The sequence below is a fragment of the Synechococcus sp. PCC 7336 genome, assembly GCF_000332275.1.
GTDB lineage: Bacteria > Cyanobacteriota > Cyanobacteriia > Thermostichales > PCC-7336 > PCC-7336.
Map to the genome: position 1 here is coordinate 1,043,724 of NZ_CM001776.1, position 20,866 is coordinate 1,064,589.

The 20,866-nt window shown below is 55.0% G+C and carries 18 protein-coding genes and 1 tRNA gene; 7 read left to right on the forward strand and 12 right to left on the reverse strand.

Annotation, left to right across the window (positions count from 1 at the left end; all coding sequences use genetic code 11):
- The first annotated feature begins 201 nt into the window (after positions 1–201).
- Positions 202–906, forward strand: coding sequence for a Uma2 family endonuclease (locus tag SYN7336_RS05110; protein WP_026100702.1), 705 nt, complete (start codon positions 202–204; stop codon positions 904–906).
- 155 nt (positions 907–1,061) lie between these two features.
- Here SYN7336_RS05110 and SYN7336_RS05115 read toward each other — a convergent pair whose 3' ends face one another.
- From SYN7336_RS05115 to SYN7336_RS05135, 5 genes are all read right to left on the reverse strand, one after another.
- The gene (locus SYN7336_RS05115; protein ID WP_017324852.1) at positions 1,062–1,925 is read right to left on the reverse strand and encodes a DUF547 domain-containing protein; all 864 of its coding nucleotides are present in this window, start codon (positions 1,923–1,925) and stop codon (positions 1,062–1,064) included.
- 110 nt (positions 1,926–2,035) lie between these two features.
- Complete coding sequence (locus SYN7336_RS05120; RefSeq protein ID WP_017324853.1) at positions 2,036–4,123, reverse strand: glycosyltransferase family 2 protein; 2,088 nt, start codon at positions 4,121–4,123, stop codon at positions 2,036–2,038.
- Between the two features lie 216 nt (positions 4,124–4,339).
- Positions 4,340–4,831 (reverse strand): thiol-disulfide oxidoreductase DCC family protein, encoded by a 492-nt coding sequence (locus tag SYN7336_RS05125; RefSeq protein WP_026100703.1) that lies wholly within the window; start codon positions 4,829–4,831, stop codon positions 4,340–4,342.
- A 65-nt stretch (positions 4,832–4,896) separates the two neighbouring features.
- Positions 4,897–6,573: a cation:proton antiporter gene (locus SYN7336_RS05130; protein WP_017324855.1), complete on the reverse strand. Its 1,677-nt coding sequence runs from the start codon at positions 6,571–6,573 to the stop codon at positions 4,897–4,899.
- A gap of 94 nt (positions 6,574–6,667) precedes the next feature.
- Entirely contained in the window at positions 6,668–7,384 is a 717-nt protein-coding gene (locus SYN7336_RS05135) for a DUF1995 family protein (RefSeq protein ID WP_017324856.1), read from the reverse strand.
- 119 nt (positions 7,385–7,503) lie between these two features.
- Between SYN7336_RS05135 and SYN7336_RS05140 the strand changes: the two genes are divergently transcribed.
- Entirely contained in the window at positions 7,504–8,145 is a 642-nt protein-coding gene (locus SYN7336_RS05140; protein ID WP_026100705.1) for a Uma2 family endonuclease, read from the forward strand.
- A gap of 109 nt (positions 8,146–8,254) precedes the next feature.
- Here SYN7336_RS05140 and SYN7336_RS05145 read toward each other — a convergent pair whose 3' ends face one another.
- From SYN7336_RS05145 to sfsA, 4 genes are all read right to left on the reverse strand, one after another.
- The gene (locus tag SYN7336_RS05145; protein ID WP_051039766.1) at positions 8,255–8,635 is read right to left on the reverse strand and encodes a hypothetical protein; all 381 of its coding nucleotides are present in this window, start codon (positions 8,633–8,635) and stop codon (positions 8,255–8,257) included.
- Between the two features lie 138 nt (positions 8,636–8,773).
- Positions 8,774–9,715, reverse strand: a complete 942-nt coding sequence (gene secF / locus SYN7336_RS05150) for a protein translocase subunit SecF (RefSeq protein ID WP_017324859.1) — start codon at positions 9,713–9,715, stop codon at positions 8,774–8,776.
- Positions 9,712–11,034 (reverse strand): protein translocase subunit SecD, encoded by a 1,323-nt coding sequence (gene secD / locus SYN7336_RS05155; RefSeq protein ID WP_026100707.1) that lies wholly within the window; start codon positions 11,032–11,034, stop codon positions 9,712–9,714. The genes secF and secD overlap by 4 nt, the downstream gene beginning before the upstream one ends.
- Before the next feature lie 183 nt (positions 11,035–11,217).
- Positions 11,218–11,931, reverse strand: coding sequence for a DNA/RNA nuclease SfsA (gene sfsA, locus SYN7336_RS05165; RefSeq protein ID WP_017324862.1), 714 nt, complete (start codon positions 11,929–11,931; stop codon positions 11,218–11,220).
- A gap of 72 nt (positions 11,932–12,003) precedes the next feature.
- On the opposite strand from sfsA, the gene SYN7336_RS05170 reads away from it, so the two are divergent.
- The 4 genes from SYN7336_RS05170 to SYN7336_RS05185 all read left to right on the forward strand — a co-directional run bounded on the left by SYN7336_RS05170 (position 12,004) and on the right by SYN7336_RS05185 (position 15,481).
- Positions 12,004–13,635: an NAD+ synthase gene (locus SYN7336_RS05170; RefSeq protein WP_017324863.1), complete on the forward strand. Its 1,632-nt coding sequence runs from the start codon at positions 12,004–12,006 to the stop codon at positions 13,633–13,635.
- A 32-nt stretch (positions 13,636–13,667) separates the two neighbouring features.
- Positions 13,668–13,741, forward strand: a tRNA-Pro gene (locus tag SYN7336_RS05175).
- A gap of 112 nt (positions 13,742–13,853) precedes the next feature.
- Positions 13,854–14,423, forward strand: a complete 570-nt coding sequence (locus SYN7336_RS05180) for a J domain-containing protein (protein ID WP_017324864.1) — start codon at positions 13,854–13,856, stop codon at positions 14,421–14,423.
- Between the two features lie 26 nt (positions 14,424–14,449).
- Complete coding sequence (locus tag SYN7336_RS05185; RefSeq protein ID WP_017324865.1) at positions 14,450–15,481, forward strand: hypothetical protein; 1,032 nt, start codon at positions 14,450–14,452, stop codon at positions 15,479–15,481.
- Between the two features lie 847 nt (positions 15,482–16,328).
- Here the strand turns inward: SYN7336_RS05185 and SYN7336_RS05195 are convergent.
- From SYN7336_RS05195 to SYN7336_RS05205, 3 genes are all read right to left on the reverse strand, one after another.
- Positions 16,329–16,583: a DUF2442 domain-containing protein gene (locus SYN7336_RS05195; protein ID WP_017324867.1), complete on the reverse strand. Its 255-nt coding sequence runs from the start codon at positions 16,581–16,583 to the stop codon at positions 16,329–16,331.
- A gap of 43 nt (positions 16,584–16,626) precedes the next feature.
- On the reverse strand, positions 16,627–18,489 hold the full coding sequence (glmS, locus tag SYN7336_RS05200; RefSeq protein WP_017324868.1) for a glutamine--fructose-6-phosphate transaminase (isomerizing): 1,863 nt from the start codon (positions 18,487–18,489) through the stop codon (positions 16,627–16,629).
- Between the two features lie 106 nt (positions 18,490–18,595).
- Positions 18,596–19,348, reverse strand: a complete 753-nt coding sequence (locus tag SYN7336_RS05205) for an OmpA family protein (protein WP_162139083.1) — start codon at positions 19,346–19,348, stop codon at positions 18,596–18,598.
- Between the two features lie 132 nt (positions 19,349–19,480).
- Here SYN7336_RS05205 and glp point away from each other — a divergent pair, with 132 nt between their 5' ends.
- Positions 19,481–20,845 carry a gephyrin-like molybdotransferase Glp gene (gene glp, locus SYN7336_RS05210; protein ID WP_227498603.1) on the forward strand — a complete coding sequence of 455 codons (1,365 nt, stop codon included), beginning with the start codon at positions 19,481–19,483 and terminating at the stop codon, positions 20,843–20,845.
- Positions 20,846–20,866: the final 21 nt, after the last annotated feature.

Below are 20,866 nucleotides of genomic sequence, written 5' to 3' on the forward strand. Positions count from 1 at the left end.
GTCTACGACAAAACTTAGAGATGTCGCCTGCTTCCCAACTATTGGGAAATCATCTGATTGGAAACTTTGCGACCAATATGAACTCAGGTTCGAGGCAAGTGGCTGTCGTGAAGCTGCTGGGGCTGGTCGGTCGGTCCAAGTCGCCATTAGCGACACTGCAGCCAACGCTACGATAGAGTGAGCTCAATTGGAGCAGAACTGATGGTCCAGTTCAAACCCCGCCAACACCTCCCCACCCAAGACGAACTGCCCGAAACTGACTTTGCCCCTGTGGATAGCGAATTGCAAACGCTCGTCGCCAGCCTCTTGGGCGATCTCCTCGCTTGGCACTGGCGCGATCGCAGCGATTGGTTCTGGGGCATCAACTTAGCCGTCTATTACAAGCTCAATACACCTGCTATTGTCCCGGATGGCTTCTTGAGTCTGGGGGTGGAACAGTTCGATCGCTCGGACGGCAGACAGAGCTATGTGGTCTGGCATGAAGGCGCACTCCCCATTCTGGTGGTGGAATACGTCTCTCGCAGCTACGGGCAAGAGTACGGCTCCAAGATGGCAGACTACGCCAGTATCGGAGTGTTGTACTACGCGATCTACAATCCCGTTTACTGTTCTCGCAAACGGCGTCAGCCCCTAGAGATTTACCGACTCGAAGGCGATCGCTACGTCTTGCTGGAGGGGGACCCTGTTTGGTTGCCCGAGATTGGCTTGGGCTTGGGCAGAGAGTTGGGCACTTACCGAAATTGCACCAGAGAGTGGCTGTATTGGTACGACCGAGAGGGGAATCGACTGACGTCACCTGCAGAGGTCGCCGAGCAGGAGAGCCAGCGCGCCGAGCAGGAACGACAGTTACGCGAACAACTGCTGGACAAACTCCGGCAAAAGGGAATCGATCCCGATACGCTCTAGCTTGTGGAAATACCCATCAAATACCAGCAGAGCCGTTCGCAAAGTATCGCCGAGGGCGAAAGGGGATGCTGGCTGGGAAGTCTAGTTTCGACTTCACTCAGCCAGCAGGAGTTGTGGAACGCTTATTTGAGGGCTAAACCCGCTAGAAATAGCATTTAGGACTGGATGTTAAGGGACCAATCGTAGTCGAAGTATTGGATGCGGTAATCGCCTGCTTCGAGAAACTCGCGATCGCTCTCGTTCACGTAACCGGCAACGAAGTTGAGCACAGCTCGTTCCTTGTCATTACCGGTAAAGCGATTGTCACCCTCGTCTAAGCCGTAGCTGGGCACCCAGTCAACGGTAAACCAGTCAAAGATTTTGGAGAGATAGACCACACCTTCTTCGCGATCGATCCGCAGGCCGTCCTCCTTCGCCAACCATTGCTCCACTTGATCGTCGAGCTGAGCGTCGAGGTTTTCACCTGTAAAGGGTTCGGTACGCAAGGGGGGGCAGCTCACTGCCGCACACACCAAAGCAGCGTGGATACGAGGCTCGTCGAAGTCTACCCGCAGGACGTCGTGCTCGATATTATTCAGGGTTTTGTTACCGCCAAAGATCGCGTGGCGGCGAATGCGCCAGACGCCAATGATGTCTTTGATGCTGGGTTTGATGGGGGTTTGATCGATGATGGATTTTAGCGTGATGGCATTGTAGGCATTAACCCAGTAGGCAATCTGTTCTGCTTCACTCCACGATTCATAGGTCGCTTCATCGAGGGCGGCTAGGTCGTCAATATAAGTATCGAGCTGCGCGCGGTTAGCCTGCAACGCCTCGTAGTCCACGAATGTACTCTCTGGGTGGACGTAGTCAGATAAGACATCTGCATAGACTTCAGTGCGAATGCGACCGGCGCTGCTGCTAGAGACAGCGACCTCTGTCGGCGTAGAGCGATCTGTTTGGGCGTTCAAGCCGCCACAGCTAGCGAGAAGGAGGGCTGCAGCAGCAGCAAGTGGCCAGTGGTTTCGGAGGTGAATCATGATGGGTGGGGCTCATCGGCACAAACTTCACACTCCTTATAGAACCTTTAAAGTCTGAGAATAAAACTTTTAGAGCCTGAGATTTGTTTGAGAGCTCTAGAAAGTTTCGTTCAGATTGGCGATCGCCTTCGGCCAACCCAGCCACTCCACAAACACCCCGCCGCAAACGGCAGCCACAACAGCAAACGCTCTGTTTCGGTCATCCACCAATCGGTGTCGCCTAGGGCTTGCCGGTGGGGCAGCACGAAGTAGATGAAGGCCGAGATGCTCACCAAGCGGGCTCCCCAGTTGCGGGTGGCGGCAGCAAAGGGTAGCAGCCAGGTAAAGTACCAAGCGTGAATGATGGGGGACAGAAAGAGCAGCGCGATGAAATAGCGCTCGGCAAAGCCGAGCAGGTGGCGCGATCGCACAATCGAGATCGCGATGATGGCAGCCAGGGGGGCGACCAGCAGCCAATTGGTTTTCCACTGGAACGGCCAGATCGCCCACACCAGATAGGGTACCGCCTCGGCACTGCGTCCGTAGGTCAAAAAATCAGAATCTGCAGGGCTAATCGGACAGGTGCCGTCGAGACAGTAGGAGAGAGAGGCGATCGCCAGCGGCAATAGACCGATTGCCCCAACTAGAATTCCAAAGGGTAAATGGCGATCGCGTCCAGCTCGCCAAGCCAAAAAGCCCAACAGCGGTAGGGAAACCCATTTAACCGCGATCGCGATGCCGACACACAAAGCACTGCCCAGCCAGCGGTTGAGGCCACTGCCGCGATCGGCAATTCCCCAAGCCAGCACGAGGGGCAGGATAAACCAGCTATCGTAATGGGCTCCCCCCGCAAACGAGTAAATAACCAGCGGATTCCAGGCATAGAGAACTGCATTGAGACCGCTAAACCAGCGATAGAGCAAGCCACACACGATCAGATCGGCGGCCACAAATCCCAGTTTGAACAGCAATACAGATGGCTGAATGGCAGCTAGGGCGTGAAATCCCCATTGCACGACAGGCGGATACAAGGCTGAGACGTGGGGATGATTGATCCAGGGCCACCAATCAAATCTCAGTGCTTCCAGCTCGATCGCGTTGGGGGCATATTGATAGGGATTAAATCCCTGCGTTTGAATAAATCCTTCCCATAGATAGCGCCAGACGTCGTCACCGGGAGCCATCCCCAGCAAAATCAAACGAGTGGCGATCGTCACGCCCCAAAACCAGCGCCAATCCAGTTTGGGAATCGTCCAGGACAGTCCGAATCCCACCCCCATCAGCCCTACCCCCCACCAAAATTGAGGCACCACTCCCACACCAGGTTCCAGCAAATTGCCGTGAGGGGCGATCGCCACGGCACCCACTACCAACAAGAGCGCCGCCAACCACAACCGCAGGTGCGCTGGGAACGCATTCGAATTTTCACGGGGATTGCGTTCGGAGCGGCTCCAATACAGCCGCCCCAAGTTTCCTAAAATGGCCGATCCCGCTCGAAAAGCCCCTCGCAGCGAGCCAGAGATTTTGGACTTTCCCCCTTGGCGAGGTCGATAGTTGACCGGCAACTCGCAAATGCGCAGGTTTTCCTCAACGGCGCGCACCTGCATTTCTAAGGTCCAGCCAAAGCCGCGATCGTTCAGTTGCAGACGCTCCAATGCCGCTCGCCGCAGCAATCGCAGCGGTCCTAAATCGCGATATTGAAATCCCCAGCCCCAGCGGATTAGGGTGGTGGCCAAGCCGTTACCAAAGGTTTGTACTGGAGTCAGGGTGGCTCTACCCGCTGCCGTTGCCTGACGATTGCCCAAAATGAAGTCGGCGCGATCGCCTTGTGCGAAGAGCAGGGGAAGCTGGCTCAAATCGTCACTGCCATCCCCATCGCAAAACAATACCCACTCGATCTCGGCTCCGAGATCTTGCAATCCCCGCCAACAGGCACGCCCGTATCCGGCGATCGGCTCGAATAGCACCTCTGCCCCTGCAGCCGCTGCTTTCTGGGCGCTATCGTCGCTACTGCCATTATCGATAACGCGAATGTGTTGAATTCCCTGCGATCGCAAGTCTTCCACCACGCGGCCAATGGTGGCGCTTTCGTTCAGTACGGGCACGATCGCCACAGTGTTTTGTGGGGCTGCTGGACTGGTTTCGGTCTCTTGCGGGTCCTCGCCTTCAGGGGCGATCCCCGATACAGCCTTGACCGATTTGGGTTCCGGTCGTGTCATTTAGTTCGTTGTCCTCATCGGAGACCCGCACTCCGGCGCTATTGTGCCCCAGAGAGATCTGCATGCTCTCCTATTATTGCGGAGCGGTAGGAGGCAGAGACTCCTCCGCTGCACCTTGTTTCCTGCGAGGTGCCGCAGATCTCGTTTTGTGATGTTGCTGTGACGCGAGATGGAAGAAAAGCAGATTTTGACAAGACTGGCAACCGCTGAAGAGGTTTAGGTTGAAGGAACTTTGCAGCGATCGCCGTTTCCACAGTCCTCCAGACGCCGCTGGCGATCGGCCACAACTGTCTCCAAATCCGGTCGCCCCGCGATCGCCAATCGCTTGTGCGCCCAAATGTCGTATATCCTATCCACCAAAGGCCCGACAAGCGGCCACTTCGTCGCGGCATACACCCATCCCATCCCCAACGCTGCATACACCCGTCGAAACACTTCCACATCCCGAATCACCGAGCCATCGGGCAGCAGCGCGTGAATGCGGCCCATGGCTGTCTCGAAATCAATACCGCCATGCTGCTCGGGGTCGTAAGCCAAATCGGCAATATCCACAAACGACACGATGCCCCGCCCTGCATCTTTCTGGCGCAAGAAATGCACCTCCCGCAGGCATAGCGGACACTCGCCGTCGTAAAGCAACTCTATTTGCCAGTTGGGTGAAGCAGTTTCCGAGCAGGAAGGTGGAGCGATTGGAGTTGGGGAAGTCATGCGAAGTGGGAATGAATCTTGGCTAGCAAGGTCTATCTCTACCATACTAAGCATCAAGGACAGTGCTAATTGACAGGACTATCTCGCACCTCAAGCGAGCGATCGGCGACTATCCTGCGGGCAGCCTCTTTTGCTGCATCTCGAAAGGGCAATAAAACCCGATCGGCCCCCGCCCCCAACAAAATTTCTTCGTCCCGTCGCGTGTGGCTGGTCAGCACCACCTGCCCCCGATAGCGCTGGTGTTGGAGGGTGTGCAACAACGCCAGCCCCACATTGCAATTGGGGACGGTGCTCACCACCCATTTCGCCTCTTTCAGCGGCATCAGCGCCGCCAACTCGGGATCGTCTGCATCCCCATACAATGTCCACAACCCCTGGCTGCGCCAGAACGTCACCACCTCTGGATCGAAATCTACCCCCAAGACGGTGAAGCCCTCGGAGCGCAAATTCTCCACGACACTGCCCCCATATCGCCCCAGTCCAAACACAATCGCATCCACATCCGCCACCGCAGCATCGGAGCTATTGCGATCGTGCTGCTCGTGATGGGCAATTTGTCGTTCGAACAGGTCCAGCCAGTGGGAAATGCGCGGATACAGCTCGTGGGAGTAGAGAATCAGGTAAGTCGAGAGGGTCATGGTAATCAGTGCCACCAGCGTGAGCAACCCCAACGTCTCGTTGTCGATGTGACCCAAACTCACCCCCAATGCTGCCAGGATAAGGGAAAATTCGCTGATTTGGCTGAGGGATAAACCGGTCAGGGCACTGGTATATTTGCGATACTTCATCAACCCCATCAGCACTAACACCATCAAGGGTTTGCCCAACAGCACGAAACCCGAAAACACTAAGGCTGGCAATAGCTCTGCGCCGAGGGATTCCAAGTGAATGTGGAGGCCGAGGTTGAGGAAAAAGAAGAGTAATAGAAAGTCGCGCAGGTTGACCAGGCGAGAGGACATGGGAACTCGATAGGGGGTAGAGGCGATCGCCACCCCGGCTAAAAATGCTCCCACTTCTTTGCTGAACCCCAAAGCATCTGCTTCTGCAGCTAAGGCGATTGCCGCCGAAATGCCGCAGAGGGCCAAGAGTTCGGGCGATCTCGCGACGCTGTGGAGCAGGGAAGGCAAGAGATAGCGGGCGATCGCGGCGAGGACACCCAAAAAACCGAGACCCTTTAAAGCCACGACCAACAGGGCGAGGCCAAAGCTTGCGGAACCGTCTTCACCACTGAGGGCGGTCAGACCAATCATCACCAGCACAACGGCAATATCCTGCACAATCAGGACGCCCAAGGCAATCCGCCCGTGCAATGCATCGATCTCGCGTTTGTCGGAGAGCAATTTGACGGTGATGATGGTGCTGGAAAAGGTGAGGGCGATCGCCACGTAAAAGGCTTTGACTGCCGAGAACCCAAACCCCAAACCAATCCAGAAACTGAGACTGCCGGTGAGGACAATCTGCCCGATGCCAACCGCGATCGCCACGGGGCCGACGGCACGAATTTCGTGGGGATCGAGCTTGAGGCCGACTACGAAGAGCAGGAGAGTAACCCCCAGTTCGGCGAAAAACTCCACCTGCTCGCTATCGCCAATCCACCCCATACCGGCGGGACCGAGCGCAAAGCCGACCGCGATGAAGGCGATCGGGAGGGGCTGGCGCAGCCACAGGGCCAATGCGCCTGCACCAGTCGCGACGCTCAGAACGGCAGCGATTTCGTAGAAGACGTTGCTGAAGGGGGGCATAGGGGGTTGGAAGAGGCGATCGCCTCTTCATTGTCGTTGCTGGCCTTATCGGTTGGGGGAATATTGCAGTGTGTTTCGGAGGGGAGTGGGGCGATCAATTCTGCAATGCTCGCATAAATCGTCTGATTCCGCCCCACAAACTCTCTGCCTTATCGGCCGCAAATATCTGCGCCAACTGCTCGCCAGAAGGCTTGGAACTGACTACCTCCAGCAACTCGTAACTCTCGCCATCCGTCAGTTGCCACACCGTCCAAGGATGGGGATAAACCCGTAACAGAGCCCCCTGTCCGAAAGATTGCAGGTAGTAGCAAGGTTCGAGGGTGTTGAGAAAGCGAGTGCGCAACCGCCGTCCCGATAGTCCCACCCCAGCTGTGCCGGTATCCTGCAACTGCGGATTGATGGCGATTGTCGGGACATCTTTGGCTTTGTTCGTGCTGATGGCGCTATTGCGATCGTTGCACAACTGCTCCACCGCCTCGATCTCCACCAAAGATGGCATTGAAAAAATCAGGGCCACATCGCGATCGAGCTGCATCGCACTGTTAACATCGCATGCAATCCAGTCGGGCTGTTGCCATTGGTGTCGGGCTAAAGCCGCAGCCCCTGCATCGGCAAACACAAAGGCAAAGGGTTGTTCGAACAGGGTGTGGAAGGGATAGGCTAATGAGTCCGGTTTGAGGTCGGGGGCGAGAATGTCCACTTGCAGGCGCTTGTAGCCAGCCGCTAGAGCTGCTTTTGAGCCTGCCACGGCTTGTGCGAGAGCACCAGCAAAATCGTCGGGCAATTGAGGATAGTCAGCGGGATCGGGCATGTGGGGGATAAGGGTCAGTGCGTTGACGCACCCATTTTAGGTCGATGGCAACCCCTCTGATTAAACTAGAATCAAGCTCGAGACAACCGCTTCACCCCACTCCGCTGGCATTTGCCGATATGGCGCGTTCTACGACCCGCAGAATACAGACGGACACCTGGGTTAAGGCTACCTGGGAAGAGTTTATCGTCACGATGGATGAGCCTCGGTACGAAGAAGGTAGAGGATATTTTGACAATGGCTATATGAGAATTGAGATGGCTCCTTTGGGTGCTGGGCACGGGCGACAAAACTCAGTAGCGATAGATGTCGTTGGCTTATTTGCCACCTTTCGCAATATTCGCATCGCTAAATTCATCAATTGCAGCTTCTATAAAACAGGGGTGCGCGGTTGCCAGCCCGATGTTGCCATCTACGTTGGGGCTGACTTCAAACTGCCCCCTCAAAATAATTCGCCCATTGATGTAGACCTGTTTGGGCCACCCACTCTAGCGATTGAGCTTGGAGCGAGTTCCTTTCAGGATGATTTAGGTGCAAAGCGACTGCTCTACGAACGTTTGGGCGTTTCGGAATATTGGGTCGTGAATGTGGCGGACAAGCAGGTGGTTGCGTTCGCGATCGCCGCAGGCCGCAGTGGACAGATTCAAGTGTCTGGAGTTCTGCCAGGATTAACCATGACGTTAGTGGAAGAGGCTTTGGAGCGATCGCAGATCGAAGACGACAGCACCCTCATCCGCTGGCTCGTGGATACCCTAAACTGAGTAGCAGTTATTTCATCGCAGCCAAGCCCAAGACTTCATCCCAATAGTCGTCATAGACAGAGTCAGCTAGCTTTAATTTCCTCAACTTAAACTTCTTCAGACATCTCAGTCAATCGCGGCCCATCTTGCCCGAGGGCTCAAAAATCCAGCGCCAGAGAAAGTGACTCGGCCCCTCTTGACGCACCACCGCCACCTGCTGCTCTAACTCTCGACGGGTGCGAGACGACAAGCCAAACAGCTCGTAATAACTCTGCCACAGCAGCGTCGAGAGGGTAATGCCAATGCAGATCACCAGCCCAAACGCAGGCCAAGGCCGAAAAATCAGAGAGTACTTCAACCCTCCCCAGGTAAAAAACTCCAACAACCGGCCAACCTCCACCCGCAGGCTCCACAGGGAGGGTAGGCCGATCGCCAGCCAAAACAAGCCTACAATCGCCCAACGCACCCGCTCCACTAGCCGAAAGAGTTGTTTAGCCTCAGACGATAACACTTGCCTCTTTCCCTCCAGCCATCGAAGGTCTCTTCAGTAGCGCTAGCTTTCCCTCAAATGTAGCAATAGGTACAATTTTCAGAAATAGACGCGAGGCAAGTATGCCCTGAAAGCGCGTACCCCGATCGATGCTACCGCCTAAACTATCCCGGACTCCGGCAGTTCCTCGCGGACCTTCGGCGTACCACTGCCGGGATTGCGCTCGCGCCACCAAGCTAACAGCGTGCTGGCAACGAAAATACTGGAGTAAGTTCCCCAAGCAAAGCCGATTAGCAGGGCTAGGGAGAAATATCGCAGGGTGGGGCCGCCGAACAGGAAGATGGCGAGCAGCGCCAGCATGGAGGTGAGGGAGGTGTTGATGGAACGGGCAAAGGTTTGATTGACGGAGATATTCACCACGTCGGGGAAGCGGGTTTTGCGACTGAGCAGGCGGCGGCTGTTTTCGCGAATGCGATCGTAAATCACGACGGTGTCGTTGACGGAAAAGCCAATAATAGTGAGAATCGACACCACAAATAGCTGGTCTACTTCTACCCCCAAGGTTAAGCCGAGCATGGCAAAGATGCCGGCAACGATGAGGACATCGTGCATCAGAGCGGCGATCGCAAACACCGCATAATCAAACTGGAAGCGAAAGCTGACGTAAACCACAATCGCCGCAAATGCCACCACAATGGCCAATAGCCCCGTGCGCAGCAGCGTCTTGCCGATCGTCGGGCCAATCGTTTCCACCCGATCGCGGCGGAAGGGTCCCACCTCTGCCGACATCTGTGCTTCCACCGCCAAACGCACCGCTTCCTCTAGGGGTGGCGTCCGAATCACCGCCGTGCGGGACGTGTCGCGATCCAACTGAATAATGCTGCTGCCCAGATCGTCTCGGGCGAGCACCTCCCGAATCGCCTGCGTGGAGACTGGCTGCTCGAATTCCAATTGCAGCAGCGTACCGCCCGTAAAGTCCAATCCCAACCGCAGCGGCGTTCCCAGCTGAGTCCAACTTACCGCCATTGCCGCAAACCCTGCCAGAATGACAAGTGCCGATAGGCTAAACCAAGTTTTACTGCGTCCGACAACATCAATCATTTCGCGATCTCCGGCTCAATACCAAATATTTCTGGTTTGCGCAAGCTGCTCTGGGACAGGAGGACTAGCAACAGCGTGCGGGTGCAGGTGAGAGCCGTAAAGAAGCTGACCAGAATCCCGATCGCCAGCGTTAGGGCAAAGCCTTTCACGAGCCCCACCCCCAGCCAAAAGAGCACGAGGCAAGCAATCAAGGTGGTCACATTACTATCGAGAATGCTGGCTAAGGCTCGGCTAAATCCTTCTTCCACCGACTTGTAGACTGACTTGCCATTGCGCAATTCTTCGCGGGTGCGCTCGAAGATCAGCACGTTGGCATCTACGGCGATGCCGATACTGAGGATAAATCCTGCAATTCCCGGCAGCGTCAGAGTCACCCCCAAAAGCTGAAAGGTGGCAAAGGTAATCAGGGCATAAATCAACAGCGCCAAGCTGGCCATCAATCCCGGCAGTTGATAGTAGACCAACATATAGCCAAAGGTGAGGGCCAAACCACCCAAACCGGCAATGAGGCTGCGCCGTACGCTGGCAGCTCCCAAAGTGGCCCCCACCGTGCGGTTTTCAATCACGTTGACGGGTACGGGCAGAGCACCCGCCCGCAGTTTGGTAGCCAAGTCGGTGGCACGATCGACATCGAAACGACTGCTGGAAATCACCGCCCGCCCGCCAATAATGCCCGTCTGGGCAAATTCGGGACCGACGGAAGGGGCACTAATTAAGGTTTCGTCGAGAAAGATGCCGAGGGATCGTCCCGTTCCCGCCAACTCTTGAGTGAGCTCGGCAAATAATGTCGCCCCTTCCGTATCGAATTCTAGCTCCACTTGCCAAGAGGGATTGGCTCGGTTGCTGGTGGGGGTGGCGATCGCATTGGTTAACTGAGCTCCCGTGAGCTCTGTGCGCTCGAACACCTCGTCGGGATTTTCCAGCCGTTCTAGGGGCTCGCCTGTCTGGGGGTCGAAGGGAATCGTAGTGCCGACGAGCTGGCGGCGGAATTCCAGTTGAGCGGTGTCGCCCAAAATGTCGATGGCGCGATCGGGATCTTCCACACCGGGCAATTGCACGAACAAGCGATCTTCACCGCTAATTTGTAACACCGCTTCAGCCACCCCCAAGCCATTAATGCGTTGCTCCAGAACGCTTTCGAGACCCACCATCACATCCGGTGTAATCTCGCTCACCTGCTCGGTAGGAGTTGCCTGCAAGGTCAGTTGCGTGCCCCCCTTCAAGTCCAATCCCAGTTGAATCGGCCGCTCGAACACCACATAAGCTGCAGCGGCTACTACCAGCAAAATTCCGATAATTCGGCCCGTTAATTTCCCCATCAGTTCGGCCACTCCGTTATTCGAACCCCTGCACTGGCGAGAGAGCCGATCGGCGATCGCCCGTCGCTGCAGTTGCGGTCGCGATGGAAGCAAATTCCTTTACGACATCAGTCATCATATTCGATGGATCGATCGCAACGCTCAACCCACTCCAGACACTTCACATTACCCAAATACTTCACATTACAAAATCCATTGCGCTTGCCCCACACACTGCACCCCCTCGGGAGAAACTGCGAAGCGATAGGGCAGGATCTCGACTCCTGCTTTAACCGCCTGACGCAGCAGTTGTCCGTACTCGGGATCTTTATCATCCCCCGGTGCAAACTCGTCGCAATCGCCCCGATGAATGAAATACAGCATCGCGGCCCGATGCCCTCGCTCCACCATTTCCATCAGCTCTTGTAGGTGTTTTTGACCGCGCGTCGTCACGGTATCGGGAAAGAGCGCCCGCTTGCCTCGACACCAAGTGGTGTTTTTCACTTCCACATAGGCGAGGGAGTCATCGGGATAGGTAAGGAGAAAATCAATTTTGCTCTTTTGGCTGCCGTAGGGGGCCTCTCGACGCAGCTTTGCAAACCCATTCAACTGGGAAAACCAGCTTTCTTCTAAGCCTTGCTGCACAATCCGATTGGGAGCAGCGGTATTCACCCCCACCCAAGTGTTGCCGATCGCAATAGCCTCCCAGGTGTATTTGAGTTTGCGCTTGGGGTTGTCGCTCTGGGACAGCAGAACGGGTGCGCCAATATCGCACACTCCGGTCATGGGGCCAGTGTTGGGGCAGTGGGCAGTGACAATATCCCCTGACTCCAGTTCGATATCGGCCAAAAAGCGTTTGTAGCGCTTGCGCAAAATTCCCTTCAGGGTGGGGGGAAACAGGTAGGTATGGGAGGTCAATGGGCTGGTGTCCTGTGGGTCGCAATTCGTTAAGGTAAAAGCGGTCTGACTGTCGCACTGCCTGACTGTGCCATGAAAATCGCGTTGCTTCAACTCAATCCCATCGTGGGGGATTTGGCGGGAAATGCCGAACTGATTCGCATGGGGGTAGCGCGGGCTACACAGATGGGGGCGGAGTTGGCGGTCACTTCAGAGTTGGCCTTGCTGGGCTATCCGCCGCGAGATTTGTTGTTGCAGGAGGGGTTTGTGCGGCGGGCTGCTGTGGCTTTAGAGGAGTTAGCGCGATCGCTTGTCGACCGTTGTCCGGCGATTGTGGGGACGGTGGAGCGCAATCCCAAGCCTGAGGGGCGTCCGCTGTATAACAGTGCGGCTTGGTTGGAGGGGGGGCAGGTGAAGCAGGTGTTTCACAAGCGTCTGCTACCCACTTATGACGTGTTTGACGAAGATCGGTATTTCGAGCCGACCCAGCAGCTCAATGCGATCGAATACCGGGGACTGAAAATCGGGCTGACTATTTGCGAGGACATTTGGAACGATCGCGATTTTTGGCAGCACCGCCGTTATGCGATCGATCCGGTGGCGGAGATGGCGCAGGCGGAGACTGATGTGTTGATTAATCTGTCAGCGTCTCCGTTTAGTGCGGGCAAGCAGGATGTGCGGGTGAAGATGATGGGGTCGATGGCGCGCAAGCACCGTCTGCCGCTGTTGTATGTGAATCAGGTGGGGGGGAATGACGATTTGGTGTTTGACGGGGCGAGTTGTGCGTTCGATCGCGATGGCACGCTCTTTGCCAGCGGGGCGGCATTTAAACCGGATGTGGTGCTGGCAGATTTAGCACAGATGTCGGAACCGATCGCGGTTTGGCCCTCGGAGCGGGCGGAGGAGCTGTATGGGGCGTTGGTGTTGGGAACGCGGGATTATGTGCGCAAGTGTGGGTTCGAGCGGGTTCTGCTGGGGCTATCGGGGGGGATTGATTCGGCGGTGACGGCGGCGATCGCTGTTGCCGCTCTCGGTGCGGACAATGTTTTGGGGGTGTTGATGCCCTCCCCCTATAGCAGTCGCGGCAGTATTGAGGATGCCGAGGCGCTGGAAAAGAATTTGGGGATTGAGACGCAGACGATTCCGATTGAGCCGATGATGGCGGCTTTCGAGCGATCGCTGGCGGGGGTGTTTGCGGGCATGGAGCCGGGGGTGGCTGAGGAGAACCTGCAGTCGCGCATTCGGGGCAATTTGTTGATGGCGCTGTCGAATAAGTTTGGCCGCCTGTTGCTGACGACGGGGAATAAGTCGGAGTTGGCGGTGGGGTATTGCACGATTTATGGGGATATGTCGGGGGGATTGGCGGTGATTTCGGATGTGCCGAAGACGCAGGTGTACGAGTTGGCTCGCTGGATGAATCGGCAGGGGGAGGTGATTCCGGTGGCGACGATTGAGAAGCCGCCGTCGGCGGAGCTGAAGCCCGATCAGCAGGATTCTGATAGTTTGCCGCCCTATGAGGTGTTGGATGAGATTTTAAGGCTGCATGTGGAGTTGCATTGGGGGGCGGAGGAGATTGTCGGGCAGGGGTTTGAGGCGCAGGTGGTGGAGCGGGTGTTGGGCTTGGTGAAGCGGGCGGAGTTTAAGCGGTCTCAGGCTGCGCCGGGGTTGCGGGTGACGGATCGGGCGTTTGGGACGGGCTGGCGAATGGCGATCGCTCGTCGTTAGGGGGGCGATCGGGGTAGTATAAGAGGGCGTCGCGGGATGTAGCGCAGCTTGGTAGCGCATCTGCTTTGGGAGCAGAGGGTCGCAGGTTCGAATCCTGTCATCCCGATAATTTTACAAGCGGCTAGGCTAGAAGACAGATTTTTTATGTCTTGACTTAAATTGGAGCATACAGAGTTATAGAATTAAGTCAAAGCCTGTGCGTCATTTTGAGTAAGGATATGGCAAATAGATCTAAGTCTGGTAAGAAGACTGGAACGAAGCGCAAAAAAAGACCTAATATCAATCAAGTTCGAGCACAGATTCGCGAACTGACAAAAGAGCACGATTATAGTGAAGAAGTCTTGCTAGGCTTCGCTGAGTTTGTGAATGGCGGAGTATTTCCGGTTGTCGAGCCAAGTATGGGAGAGCTGAAGGAGGCGGTGATTGCTGCATTCGATTGCACTTCTTATCAACAGCTCAAGAAAGATGGCAACTTCCAGTTATTCGTACAAGATCGAAACCTTAAAATGAATACGAAGAAAGCTTGGCTTGAGGTTTATCGAAGATTTGTGGGATTGCCGGAAAGTGAGCGCGATGCAATTGGCAGTACATCAATCAATGGTGTTGATGTACTGCGAAACTTTTTGCCTTGGAAAGTTTTTCAGCTAGACCCCAAAACAGCTATTGCCGATGATGTTAAGGCTGCCTTCAATAGGCTAGCCAAACAATATCATCCTGATGTTGGTGGGAATTCAGAGGTATTTCAAAAGTTGAAGGTGATGCGAGACAGCCTGTTAGCTGCCTATTAGTTGCATATAAATAGAGTTTATTTGCCATGACTAAATGTAATATTTCCCAAAAAGAACTATCAATCGCCTTAGAAATTAGTCCAGAAAAATTAGATGATATTTGTAACTTTTTCGATTCAGATCCTAGTGACAATTGGGAGCTTGTCGAAGGAGAGCATTTTGAGTGGGGAGCTTTCGGAGCGAGGAGGTTTAGCCCTGAAGGAGCTGTAGAAATCTGTCAATATCTCGAACAGGCTCAAGAAGAGCGGCCCTTACTGCAACGTTTTAAGCGCTGGCTTCTAAGGCGCGATCGCCGCCTAAAAGGATTGATGGTTCAGAAACGGGTACAATCCGTTGGAAGTTTAGACGGACAACTCGTCTTTATCAATAACAAAGCTTTTCTCGGGCCGAGAGCTTGTCGAGAAATTTTAGGTTTAGGTAGACGGCAGGATATTCTAAACAGAACCTTTGTTGAAATTCAGCGTTCTGAAAACACAGAGATTGAGCCTCTACAGGTAGACATTGACTTTTTTGAAAATGAACGAGCAAAGAAATATTTAAGTCGATCTGGTATCGCCTCAGTTGGTAAGCAGCTTGGGGCTAGGCTTTCTCAAAAGCATCGTAGAGAGTGGGCAAAGGTTGTTTCAGAGTATGCTCCTAAGGCTTTAGTTTCAATAGAAAAATATGAGTTAGAAGGGAAAATTAGGATCCAAAAAGCCATGGAGCGAGTGCGAAGTAGAGCAAGAAAGCAGTGTCAGCTCACTGGGCGCAGACAGAACATTGAAAAATTTGATTTAGAAGTACATCACATTTACAGTCAGAAAACTTATCCACAGTTGGCTGAGATGGAAGAGAACATGATTGCGATCGCTGGTGATATCCATCTAGATTTTCATAAATGGATGGGAGGCACTCACAAATCCTGCACTATTGAGGATTTAGAGAAATATATTGAAGAGTTCAGCTCCTCTCTTTTCCCGGAGGGTAAAGATAGTCAGGCGATGAAAGTGAACATGCACTTGAGTCGAGTGAAACCGATTTTAAGAACAGTTTCTCAAAATGTCACATCTAGGGCTTAGTGCTCCGTTGGTTCGGCGATCGCAAGCATCATTTCCGTACTGACACCCCCTGTCTTACGAGCCTCTCAAAGTTAGGGTGAACCCATGTAAAGCTGTCAGGGTAACTAAGCTTCAGTGTCTGAGCGGACTCCAATAATATTGTTTCAACCTCAGCCTCATCCGGAGCAACACAAATGAGAGTTCCAGGTTCGGGAGCATTGTTGTGACGAACCAGCACAACTTGGCGATCGCCCACGGGCAACACAGCAAAAACCAAGCGATCTAAATCGTCATATCCGGCTTGAAAATCGAGAGGCAGGCGTTCTGATAATTCGGCAGGCTCTTGCCTTAACATTGCAACAGGCTGGGTTTCAGAAACAACTTTTTCGAGCCTGACTCGATTGCTAGGAGCGGTGCTTTTCATAATAGGCTATGTTCGATCTCAGCCACATCCACATTGAGATCTAGAGAGTTCTAGGTGTTGCACTCGGCCCCCTAAATCCCCCACCAGTGGGGGACTTGTGAGAGTCTCTTGGCTTCATTCTACAGCTTCAATAACAGCTTGCCATTTGTCGAATAGGCATGTACCCATTTTGTCACCTTTGTAAGACGTCAGTTCGACCAGAGTCTGTCCCTTACCCCTACGCTACCGCTAAGCGTGGCATCAACCATAACTTTGGGCCAGAGGAATAAAATCTAGCCAAGCTTGGCGGCTGTTTCTCCCCTCTCCCTGGGGAGAGGGGCTGGGGGTGAGGGCCATGCAGAGCTATCGAACTCAGGTTGTAAGGGAGACTGCAGGTGGTCTCTTAATCTTGCGATTGTTAGATAGTCGTGCGATCGCTACGTGAGATTTTCGACAGTCTGGTATTTAGGAATCGGTTCTCCGGCTAGTTGCGGAATAGAGCACATCGGGATCTAGATCCGCGTCATTGTCCCAATAAATAGTCCCCCATTCTGGATGGAGTCGAACGGTTTGGAAATAGGCTGGATCTTTGAGAGGGGCAAAAATCCCAGTGAATTGGATGAGTTGACTGATGTCAACGATCCCTTCACGGCCATCCTCGAACTTTAGGTATAGTTGATAACCTTTTTTAGGGTTGACTGCAGTGATGTCTTTGAGCATAAGTGACTCTAAGGGCTCGATCTTCTCTAAACATGAGAGGTCGCTACTCCACTGTCACCGACTTAGCCAGATTGCGGGGCTGATCCACATCCAACCCGCGCAGAGCTGCTATGTAGTAGGCCAAAAGTTGGAGCGGAATGTTGGACACTAACGGCGACAGCAATTCCGGCACATGGGGAACGGGCAGCGTCACATCGAAGGTTTCTGCCGCCACTTCATCCCCTTGGCTGACCACGCCAATCAAAAGCGCATCGCGGGCTTTCGCCTCTTGCGCATTGGAAATCACTTTTTCGTACAGCGGACCGGGCATGGCGATCGCCACTACGGGTACCTTCGGATCGAGCAAGGCGATCGGCCCGTGCTTCATTTCTCCCGCCGGATAACCCTCGGCGTGGATGTAACTAATCTCCTTCAGCTTCAGGGCTCCTTCCAAGGCGATCGGGTAGTTAATCCCCCGACCGATGTAGATAAAATCTTGAGTTTCGATAAACCGATGGGCCAGCGCCTCGATCGCCTCCGCCTGAGTGGTGAGAACACTTTCCAAATGGGCGGGCAACTCCCGCAACTGTGCGACAATCTCGGCGATCGCTGCGGGTTTCATCAATCTCCGATCGCTAGTAAATTCGAGGGCCAATAGGTAGAAGGCCAGCAACTGTGCCGTAAAGGTTTTCGTCGCGGCTACGCCAATCTCAATTCCCGCCTGCAGCTCTAAAATGTTGGGCACTAGCCGACCCAACGAACTATCGGCACGGTTGGTAATGCCCAAGAGATGTTGGCTGGGGTCTGACTGCGATCGCTCAGCCGCCAAAGTCAAGGCAGACAGGGTATCTGCCGTTTCGCCGGACTGGGTAACGCCGATGGTGAGGGTATTGGGCTGCAGGGGGGGCGGCGAATAACGATATTCGGAGGCGTATTGCACATTGGTCGGCAGACCGGCCAACTGTTCCAGCAAATATTTGCCCACCAGGGCCGCGTGCCAACTGGTGCCGCAGGCCACAATTTCCACCCGCTGGGTGTCTTGGAAAAGGCTGGGCGGTAGGTTGAGGTCGATCGGTTGCTCGGGATGCTCGGTGAGGCGATCCTGCAGGCCAGCGCGGAGGGTGGCGGGCTGCTCGTGGATTTCTTTGAGCATGTAGTGGCGGAAGCCTTGTTTTTCCACCATGACGGGATTCCAAGCCAGGACTTGTGGTTTGCGAGGACGAGCTTCGCCGCTAAAAGAATAGATCTCGATGCCGTTGGGGGTGAGTTTGGCGAGCTCGCCATTTTCGAGGGCGATCGCGCGGTTGGTGTATTGAATCAACGCGGGGGTATCGGAGGCAAAGAAGGATTCCCCTTCGCCATACCCTAGCACCAGCGGGCATTGTTGGCGCGCTACGATCAGTTCGTCGGGATGGTCGGCACTGGCGATCGCGATCGCGTAAGAGCCTTCCAGCTGCTGCACCGCCATGCGGGTGGCTTCCAGCAGGGAGACCCCCTGGGCGAGCATTTCCTCCACTAGGTGAGGCACCACCTCCGTGTCTGTCTCTGTGACAAAGTTGTGTCCCCTTGCCCCGAGCTGCTGGCGCAAGCTGCGATAGTTTTCCACAATGCCGTTTTGGATGGCGGCAATGCGGCCCGATTGGCTGGTGTGGGGATGGGCGTTGTATTCTTCGGGTTTGCCGTGGGTGGCCCAGCGGGTGTGGCCCAAGCCGAGCGAAGCGGTGCAGATGGCGGCGGGCATGTCTGGCTGGAGGAGCTTGGCCTCCATATTGCAGAGCTTGCCTTTTGCCCGCACGCGGAAGAGGGTGGAGTCTTCAATCAGGGCAATTCCGGCTGAATCGTAACCGCGATATTCCAGTTTGCGCAGCCCTTCAACCAAGATATTGGCTGCTGCTTGACGACCGACATAGCCAACGATTCCACACATGGCACCACCTCACGGCGTCCTCTGACGAAGACGGCAAAACTCCAATCATCATACCTATTGGATTGCTGCGCCGCGTTGGGGGCGATCGCAACTGGATAGGCTGTTGCTATTGCGGCGAGACAATTAAGTCAACCCGACGATTGCGCTGCCGTCCGGTTTCTGTCCCGTTGTCTGCCACGGGCGATGCAGCACCGTGGCCGGTGGTTGTCCAGCGGTAGCCCTGTCCTGCATCGGGCAGACGCTGTTTGAGAAATTCCTGCACCGAAGTCGCCCGCTCGACGGATAGAACGAGGTTGTAGTCGGGGTCGCCAATATTATCGGTATGCCCTGCCACCTGGATGTGGGCAAAGGGCATGGCAGCCAGAATACCCACCACCTGTTCGAGCAGGCTCGCCGCCTCGGGCTTGATGGCAGATTGGTTGAAGTCAAATAGAACGTCTCCCGGCAAGCTAATGGTTTGAGTTCCCAAGCGGATTTGCGGTGCAGTGGGGTCGTTAAATGAGTTGACGGGGGAGAACGAGTCTAGATCGCTGTCTGCTGGCGGCGGGGCTGCCGTTGTGGGAACATCGCCTCCAGAAGCATTAGCGGCAGCAGATGTTCCCGTTTCTGCCACCTGTGTTTCGAGGGCTTCCAACCGGGTTAGGAGCTGGATAATTTCCTGACGGATGGCGCGAATTTCAGCCTGTAGGGCCTGAGAAGAGTTTGAGTCGGGGGATGAGTTGGGAACCTGTGCCACCCAGCGATCGCCAGTGCTCGCTTGTAGGAGGCTGGAGTTGGGAGAGGCGATCGCTATGGGTTGTAGCGCCAAAGCCAGTCCCAGCCCAACTCCAGTCGCAATTAGTCTGCCAAGTTGAAACACAGCACTTCGATCCCCATCCCAAAACACACGACCCCATCCTAAAAGAGACCGCTGAAAACCACCAGACATCTATTCTTGGCGTTCGCGCAAGAGAATTAAGCGAATATATCTACGTTGGAACCACGCCCTGTATTGACACTCGACTGTGCCGCGCTAAACGGTGCATTGGTGGTGCCGCGAGCCTTGCTGCTACGCTGCTATCACCCCCTCAAAAATAGTGTTGTGAACGCCTCTACTCCCGAGCTGATGCCCGTCCTCACCGCCGCACAATTGGTGCTGGATTGCGCCCAACCCCTCGGCCCCGAATGGGTGCCTTTAGCCGCTGCTCGCGATCGCATCTTGGCCCGCGACTTACTCAGCCCGCAAGACTTCCCAGCCGCCAATACCTCTAGCATGGATGGCTATGCCGTCCGCCACGCAGACATTGCCACCATCCCCTGCCAATTGGCAGTTTCCGCCACCCTACCTGCCGGTACCGTCACCACCGAACCGCTACAGCCCGGTCGGGCGGTACGCATATTCACCGGATCGCAACTGCCTCCAGGGGCGGACACCGTTGTGATGCAAGAGGATACCGAACGTCTCGACGAGTGCTCCGTTCGTATCCTGGAGCCCTACTCGCTGGGCAAATTTGTGCGTTCCGCCGGACAGTTTTGCCGAGTGGGGGATGTGCTGGTGCGTAAAGGGCAACGGTTGGCAGCTCCAGAAGTGGCACTGTTGGCTGCCGTGCGGCAACTGAATGTCAGAGTCTACCGACGTCCTCGGGTGACCCTTTTTTCCACCGGAGACGAACTGGTGCGGGCCGACCAAAAACCCGGTCCCGGTCAAATTGTGGACTCCAATCAACCGGGATTGGAGGCGTTAGTTCAGGCGGCGGGGGGGCTGCCTCAATGTTTGGGGATTGTGCGAGATACAACAGCAGGCCAAATCTCTGGCGGTAAAGCCAAGCTGAAGCGGACCATCGCCCAAGCCCTCACCTGCACCGATCTGATTTTGTCTAGCGGAGGCGTATCGGTGGGGGATTACGACCTGGTTGAGGAGGTTCTGGCAGAGTTGGGGGCTACCATCCACATCCGCAAAGTGGCGATTAAACCGGGTAAGCCATTTACTTTTGCCACCTTCGAGTCAGCCTTTCCCCCCGGCCCGCAGGTGCTCTATTGCGGGCTGCCCGGAAATCCCGTATCGGCGATGGTGTGTTTCTGGCGATTCGTAAAGCCCTTATTGCGCAAGCTACAGGGAGAATTGCCGCCGTGGTCTCCCAGTTTCCCAAGGGCGATCGCCACAGCAGAGTTGCGAGCTGGGGGCAAGCGAGAGACTTATCTTTGGGGTAATGTTCGGGTGGAGGACGGCCAGTTGCGGTTTGCCCCAGCCAACGAGCATGGCTCTGGCAACCTAGTTAACTTGGCAGGCACCAACGCACTGGCGATCTTGGCCATCGGTCAAACCTGCATTGCGGCAGGGGAACCGGTTCCCGTCTTACTGTCGCAACCGATCTGAAGGCGCTTGCAAAAGTTCTCG

Coding starts and splice junctions, on each gene's coding strand:
- SYN7336_RS05120 (WP_017324853.1), bottom strand. CDS start 4,123: ATGACACGACCGGAACCCAAATCGGTCAAGGCTGTATCGGGGATCGCC.
- SYN7336_RS05185 (WP_017324865.1), top strand. CDS start 14,450: ATGACTAAATGTAATATTTCCCAAAAAGAACTATCAATCGCCTTAGAA.
- secD (WP_026100707.1), bottom strand. CDS start 11,034: ATGGGGAAATTAACGGGCCGAATTATCGGAATTTTGCTGGTAGTAGCC.
- SYN7336_RS05170 (WP_017324863.1), top strand. CDS start 12,004: ATGAAAATCGCGTTGCTTCAACTCAATCCCATCGTGGGGGATTTGGCG.
- SYN7336_RS05110 (WP_026100702.1), top strand. CDS start 202: ATGGTCCAGTTCAAACCCCGCCAACACCTCCCCACCCAAGACGAACTG.
- SYN7336_RS05115 (WP_017324852.1), bottom strand. CDS start 1,925: ATGATTCACCTCCGAAACCACTGGCCACTTGCTGCTGCTGCAGCCCTC.
- SYN7336_RS05125 (WP_026100703.1), bottom strand. CDS start 4,831: ATGACTTCCCCAACTCCAATCGCTCCACCTTCCTGCTCGGAAACTGCT.
- SYN7336_RS05140 (WP_026100705.1), top strand. CDS start 7,504: ATGGCGCGTTCTACGACCCGCAGAATACAGACGGACACCTGGGTTAAG.
- SYN7336_RS05130 (WP_017324855.1), bottom strand. CDS start 6,573: ATGCCCCCCTTCAGCAACGTCTTCTACGAAATCGCTGCCGTTCTGAGC.
- SYN7336_RS05195 (WP_017324867.1), bottom strand. CDS start 16,583: ATGCTCAAAGACATCACTGCAGTCAACCCTAAAAAAGGTTATCAACTA.
- SYN7336_RS05180 (WP_017324864.1), top strand. CDS start 13,854: ATGGCAAATAGATCTAAGTCTGGTAAGAAGACTGGAACGAAGCGCAAA.
- glmS (WP_017324868.1), bottom strand. CDS start 18,489: ATGTGTGGAATCGTTGGCTATGTCGGTCGTCAAGCAGCAGCCAATATC.
- secF (WP_017324859.1), bottom strand. CDS start 9,715: ATGATTGATGTTGTCGGACGCAGTAAAACTTGGTTTAGCCTATCGGCA.
- SYN7336_RS05135 (WP_017324856.1), bottom strand. CDS start 7,384: ATGCCCGATCCCGCTGACTATCCTCAATTGCCCGACGATTTTGCTGGT.